The organism is Protofrankia sp. Cas8 (assembly GCF_963555845.1).
In the GTDB taxonomy this organism is placed as follows: Bacteria; Actinomycetota; Actinomycetes; order Frankiales; family Frankiaceae; genus Protofrankia.
This window is the reverse complement of the sequence record NZ_CAUVXI010000185.1, coordinates 1-6,419: the sequence shown is the minus strand read 5'-3', so window position 1 is coordinate 6,419 and position 6,419 is coordinate 1. Positions and strand designations below refer to the sequence as shown.

3 protein-coding genes and 2 pseudogenes are annotated in these 6,419 nt (G+C 68.9%); 3 read left to right on the top strand and 2 right to left on the bottom strand.

The window, feature by feature from the left end:
• Positions 1-562, bottom strand: a pseudogene (locus U9977_RS21220) (Tn3 family transposase); the annotation flags it as partial.
• Between the two features lie 113 nt (positions 563-675).
• Positions 676-1,122 (bottom strand): annotated as a pseudogene (locus tag U9977_RS21215) (DUF4158 domain-containing protein); the annotation flags it as partial.
• Positions 1,123-2,037: 915 nt separating this feature from the next.
• Between U9977_RS21215 and U9977_RS21210 the strand changes: the two are divergent.
• The 3 genes from U9977_RS21210 to U9977_RS21200 form a co-directional block, all read left to right on the top strand.
• Positions 2,038-3,120 (top strand): C40 family peptidase, encoded by a 1,083-nt coding sequence (locus U9977_RS21210; RefSeq protein ID WP_322751041.1) that lies wholly within the window; start codon positions 2,038-2,040, stop codon positions 3,118-3,120.
• Between the two features lie 80 nt (positions 3,121-3,200).
• The gene (locus U9977_RS21205) at positions 3,201-3,854 is read left to right on the top strand and encodes a CDP-alcohol phosphatidyltransferase family protein (protein ID WP_322751040.1); all 654 of its coding nucleotides are present in this window, start codon (positions 3,201-3,203) and stop codon (positions 3,852-3,854) included.
• Between the two features lie 11 nt (positions 3,855-3,865).
• Positions 3,866-6,419 (top strand): mannose-1-phosphate guanyltransferase (locus U9977_RS21200; RefSeq protein WP_322751048.1); only part of this gene is annotated, 2,554 nt, incomplete at its 3' end.

Below are 6,419 nucleotides of genomic sequence, written 5' to 3'. Positions count from 1 at the left end.
GGTAGTCGGCGTACTTCGCGGGCACGAACCCGGTCGGCGTGTCCGCGGGGACCTTCCGGCCGCCGAGCCGGTTCATCTCCTTCAGGATGGCCACCGCCTCCATCAGCTCCGCGGTGCCCGGGCCGCCCTGGAAGTCGATCACAGCCAGCACGTTCGGGGTGAACTGCCGCAGGTACGAGTAGGACGAGTCCAGCTCCGACAGCCGGCCGTGGTCCTTCGGCAGCGGCTTCCAGGAGTCGGAGGTCATCTCCCGCAGCCGCTGCATCCCGATCTGGTTCCGCAGCCTGCCGCCGACCAGCTCGTCCGGGACCGACGGGTCTGCCAGCACCGGGAGGATCACGTCCATCAGCAGCTGCCGGGCCTCGCCCCTCTTCGCCCGCTCAGCCAGCGCCTCCTGCGTCCTGGACTTCGCCCGGGACTCCCGGGCCGACACCGCCTGGTCGAACAGCGCCACGACCTCGTCCAACTGGTCCACCGCCGCCTGGGCCACGAACGCCAGGAGGATCGGGTACCTGCGCTCCTGCCGCCGCTCCAGCCCCTGGTTGGTTGACCGGCGCGCCACCTGGGCCAGGAACCGGCGCCGCTCGTTCGGCAGCGCTCACCCGCCCCCTTGCGGGCCGTCCCGATCATCTTCGCCAGCACGACCGCGCCGGGCCGGATCACCTTCGCCGACACCAGGTACTCGCGCGCCAGGTTGAACAGCAGCGTCGGCGAGTCGTGCTCCATCGCCCGGTCGAGGAGGAACTGCTCCAGCTCCTTCGTCGCCTCGCTGCCAGCCGGGGCAGTCTTCCACCCCAGGTACTCGACGATCTTCCCCAGGTGATCCGAGCGGGTCTGCGCCCGCTGCCCGTACGACGACAGCACCTCCGGATCCACGCCCAGGCGATCCGCCAGCCGGTTCACGGCCGCCGGCGGCGCTGAGGTCACGTCATCAGGCACGAACCCCAGCCACGGCAGCGTGCACAACTGCACCAGCATGCCCAGCCGGTCCGCCGCGCCCCGGCCGCGTCCCGGATCAACGAACGCGACATCCCCTGCCGCCGGCGTGAAGTACCGGATCAGCTCGTCCACGCTGACCTCAGGAAACGAGCGCAGCTGCTCCAGCTGGTCCTGGGAGAACATCTTTTCGGACAAACGCCTACCTCACGCCCCGTACCGAACCGAATCGGAACAGAACGTAGCCGCGAGCATCAGCGACTGCCAGCCACACCTTCGTGGTGACCGTGTTCATCGACTCTCATCGACTCCATCGGCGGCACGGCCGGCTCGGCGCCGCCGGACGCCGCCTGAAGATCCGGATCATCCCTCAGCGTCACCGCCGTCGGCGATATCCGTTGGAAATTTCTTCAGTGCTACCGGGATCCCTACGTCGGCGAGCCGGTCACGATCCGCGGAGTACCGACGGTTCGCCGAGTTCGCCGAGTTCGCCGACGCGGTGCGCCGGCATGGGCGAAGCGCAACGCATGCGTCAGGTGCCCGGCGGGCCAAGTGGTGCTGATGCACGTCTGGGAACTGTGGGGACGAGGGCCCGCCGGTACCGATGCCGCCACACTTTACTGTTGCAGCCTCGCCGAACCGGCCGTCGCACAGAAGGTTCGCGATCATGTCGGCGACATCCTTGACACATTCGATCGACGCCAGAGGCGGCCGTTAGGACCGGCAGCGGTCATGATCGTAGCTACCTCATGTCGATGCCCAACACAAGGACTACATAGGACCACTGGTTGGATGTGGCTACATGCTGGGTTTGGGGGTATTGCCTACCCGTACGGGCTACCCGATATCGTTTGACACAACACGTGTACCCCCTCAGCAAAGATCAACATTCCCCCTCGAACACACGCGTCGGACCGAAACGCCCAGTCCTGCCCCGGTCCGATGTCCCCTCCGAGCAGCCAGGGGGCAGGAGCGAGGTTTCGCAGTCCTGACGGTCGTCGGCCGGGTTCTCCCCCTCAGCCGGCGCCTTGAGGCGTGCCAGCGACATCGGTTCGTGGCATGGCGCCACACTGCCTCGCAGGCGTTCGGGAAGGACGCGCGTTGCATCCACGTGGCGTGATCCGGCTCCCCGTAGACGGAGAGCAGGCCGGTCGTGGTCGCCATCGTGACCAGGCGCCCGAGAGCGCCGGTGACCATGAGCCCAACCCCTGGCATGCCCGTCTCGGCCCGCAGTCCCGACGGGTCGCCACGATCGCCGCGGTGACGACCGGGACCCTGGCTGCATCGACGGCGGGCTTTGCCGCGACGATGCCCGGCCCGGGCGGAAACGCGACTCTTGGGCCGATGACAACTACCGCAGCCACCGTCGACAACGCCGCGATGATCGGCGGTGGCACCCACGGGGCCGCTCCCGCGGGCGCCACCGTCGACCTGGCCGCCAAGTTGGGCAATCCGGATCCGACCTTCACCACGATGTCGATCGCCGCCGATCAGGCGACGGTCGCGCCGAACGCACCCGTCGTCATCACCGTCCGCGCCATGGAGGTCGGGACCGGACGTCCCGTCGCCGACCAGCGGGTCCGTATCGCGGTGGCCAACGGCCCGCAGTGGACCACCACCGCCCAGCTACGGACCGACAGCACCGGCACCGCGACGATCAGTACCCGGCTGCTGTCGACCACGACGCTCACCGCGGTCTTCGACGGTACGAACGTCCTGCGTCCCTCGCTCGCCGGAGCGACCACTGTGACGGTGCGCAGCCCGACGGGCCCGGGAGGCGGTTCCGCAGGGGGCGCGGCGGCCGGGACCGCGCCCACGGTCGTCCCGGGCAGCTCCATCGGGGAGAAGGCCGTCTACCTCGCATCGCTGCAGCGGGGCAAGCCGTACGTGTACGGGGCCGAGGGGCCCTACGCGTTCGACTGCTCCGGCCTGGTTCAGTATGTCTTCAAACAGCTCGGGCGCTCCTTGCCGCGGACGGCCCAGCAGCAGTTCGCCGCCTCGCTGCGAGTGCCCCAGGCCGGCAAGCAGCCCGGCGACCTGATCTTCTTCGGAACCCCGGGCAATATCACCCATGTCGCGATCTACGCCGGTAACGGATACGTGTGGAGCGCCCCGGAGACCGGGCGAACAGTCTCGCTGGTGCCCATCTGGAGCTCGACGTACTACGTTGGCCGAGTGCTGTAGCGGTTGGCCGAGTGCTGTAGCGGTTGGCCGGGGGCTGCAACGGTTGACCGGGCGGGTCCGGGTGCGAAGGGGTGTCGAGGGTGACCACGGCGATCCATCCGTCCGACCGGGTACTCACGATCCCGAACGTGCTCTCCGCGCTGCGCCTGGCCGGGGTACCCGTGTTCCTGTGGCTGGCGTTGGGTCCCAAGGCTGACGGTGCGGCGCTCGCAGTACTCGCCTTCGCCGGCGTGAGCGACTATCTCGACGGCAAACTTGCCCGGGCGCTGGGGCAGACCAGCCGGCTCGGGATTCTCCTCGACCCGCTGGCGGACCGCCTGTACATCCTGGCGACGATCATTGCGCTGACGCTGCGCGAGATCGTTCCCTGGTGGTTCGCCGCGCTGCTCATCGGCCGGGACGTCGCGATCACCGGCGTCGTGCCGGTGCTGCGCCGCTTGGGCTACGGCCCCACCCTGCCCGTGCATTACCTGGGCAAGGCCGCGACGTTCAACCTGCTCTACGCCTTCCCGCTGCTGCTGCTGTCAGCGGGCGACAACTGGCTCGCCAGCGTCTCCCGTCCGCTCGGGTGGGCGTTCGCCATCTGGGGTACCGCTCTGTACTGGTGGTCCGCGATCCTCTACTGGGTACAGGTCCGCCAGCTTGCGCGGGCGGGCAGCGGTACCGAACCGCCGGTGTCGCCCGGAGCCGACCGCGGCGAGGCCGGCCGGGCAGACGCGGAGGTGGGTCGGTGAGAGCCGTCGTGATGGCGGGCGGTGAAGGAAGGCGCCTGCGCCCGATGACCGCCAATCAGCCCAAACCGCTACTCCCCGTCGTCAATCGTCCGATCATGGAGCATGTGCTGCGGCTACTCAAACGGCACGGTTTCGATGAGACCGTGATCACGGTGCAGTTCCTCGCGGCCCACGTCCGGACCTACTTCGGTGACGGTGACGAGCTGGGTATGCACCTGTCGTACGCGACCGAGACCACACCGCTGGGGACGGCCGGCAGCGTCCGCAACGCACAGGACGCGTTGCGCGACGATCCGTTTCTGGTGATCAGTGGGGATGCGCTCACCGACATCGACCTGACCTCGCTGGTCGCCTACCACCGCAAGCAGGGTGCGCTGGTCACGATCGCGCTCAAGGCCGTCCCGAATCCCCTGGAGTTCGGGATCGTCATCACGTCCGACAACGGCCGGATCATCCGCTTCCTGGAGAAACCGACCTGGGGGCAGGTTTTCTCCGACACGGTCAACACCGGCATCTACGTGATGGAACCGGAGGTGCTCGACCACGTTCCGGTCGGAGAGTCGGTGGACTGGTCGGGGGACGTCTTCCCCCAGCTCCTGGCTGCCGGCGCGCCCCTGTTCGGCTACGTCGTGGGTGGCTACTGGGAGGATGTCGGCACCATCCCGAGCTTCCTTCGGGCCCAGGCCGATGTCCTCAACGGCCAGGTCGACGTGAAGATCGGCGGGTTCGAGGTCTCGCCGGGGGTGTGGGTCGGACGGGACGCCGACGTCCATCCGGAGGCGGTGCTCTGCGGTCCGCTGGTGATCGGTGACTACACGAAGATCGAGGCCGGTGCCGAGCTGCGTGAGTTCACCGTCATCGGCAGTAACGTCGTGGTCAAATCGGGCGCCTTCCTGCACCGGGCCGTCGTCCAGGACAACGCTCTGATCGGGTCGCTGACCAACCTGCGGGGCTGCGTGATCGGTAAGAGCACCGACGTGCTGCGGGCCGCGCGGGTCGAGGAGGGCGCGGTGGTCGGCGACGAGTGCGTGCTTGAGGAGGAGTCGTTCGTCTCCCACGACGTCATGGTGTACCCGTTCAAGACCATCGAGGCCGGCGCGGTGGTCAACACCAGCGTCATCTGGGAATCCCGGGGACAGCGCTCGCTGTTCGGCCCCCGGGGGGTGTCGGGGCTGATCAACGTCGAGATCACCCCCGAACTGGTGGTCCGCCTCGCCAGCGCCTATGCCACGACCCTGCGCAAGGGATCCACGGTGACCACGGTCCGGGATGGCTCACGGGCCGCCCGGGCGCTCAAACGGGCGATGATCAGTGCGCTCACCGCGAGCGCAATGGACGTGCGGGATCTGGAGGTCGCGCCGATGCCGGTGGCCCGCTTCGACGTCCGCGCCTCCGATGCCGCCGGCGGAATCATGGTGCGCACGACACCGGGGGACGCCGAGCGGGTGGACATCAGCTTCATGGACTCCGAGGGCAGCGATCTTTCGCTTGCCATGCAGCGCACGCTCGATCGGGTCGTCAGCCGGCAGGAATTCCGGCGGGCTTTTCCCGAAGAGATCGGGGAGCTGCGCTTCCCCGCCCGTACCGCCGATATCTACACCCGCGACCTGCTGGACCGGGTGGACACCGCCGGCCTGGCCGAAGCCAACCTCAAAATCGTGATCGATCCGGCCGGGGGAACGACCTCGTTGGTCCTGCCCACCCTGCTGGGCCGGCTCGGGGTGGACGTCCTCACCGTCAACGGCCGGCTGGACGAGACCGTCCCGGCGCAGACGCCGGACGATCGCCGCCGCGCCCTGGACCGCCTCGGCGCGCTCGTCGCCAGCTCGCGGGCTGCCGTCGGCGTCCGTTTCGACAACGTCGGTGACCGCATCACGATCGTGGATGAACGCGGCGACCTGATCGACGACGAGCGGGCGCTGCTGGTGTTCCTCGACCTTGTCGCGGCCGAGAACCGGGGAGCGCACGTCGCGCTGCCGGTCACCACCACCCGGGTCGCGGACCAGGTGAGCCGCTTCCACGGGCTGACGGTCCGGCGCACCTCACTGTCGGCCGCCGACCTCACCCGGGCCGCGAGCGAGCCGAACGTCGTGTTCGCCGCGGACGGCCGCGGGGGATTCGTGGTACCCGAGTTCGCGCCGGCGATCGACGGCCTGGCCGCGTTCGTCAGACTGGCCGCGCTGGTCGCCCGGACCCGGCTGACCCTGAGCGCGATCGACGCGCGCATCCCGGCCGTGTCCGTGCTCCGCAGATCCGTGCCGACGCCGTGGGCGGCCAAGGGCATGGTGATGCGGCGGGTGATGGAGGCGGTCGACACCGACAGCGGGTGCACCATCGACACCACCGACGGCGTTCGGGTGATCCTGCCGGACGGCTCATGGGTCCTGGTACTCCCGGACCCGGCCGAAGCCGTCACCCATCTGTGGGCCGAGGGCCGCGATGCCACCACGGCAGAGCATCTCCTGGACCACTGGAGCACCCTGTTCGTGACGGGTGACGTCACCGGCGACGTCACCGGCAAGGACCGCCGGAAACCGGATGTGTCGGATCGGGTTCCCGACCCGC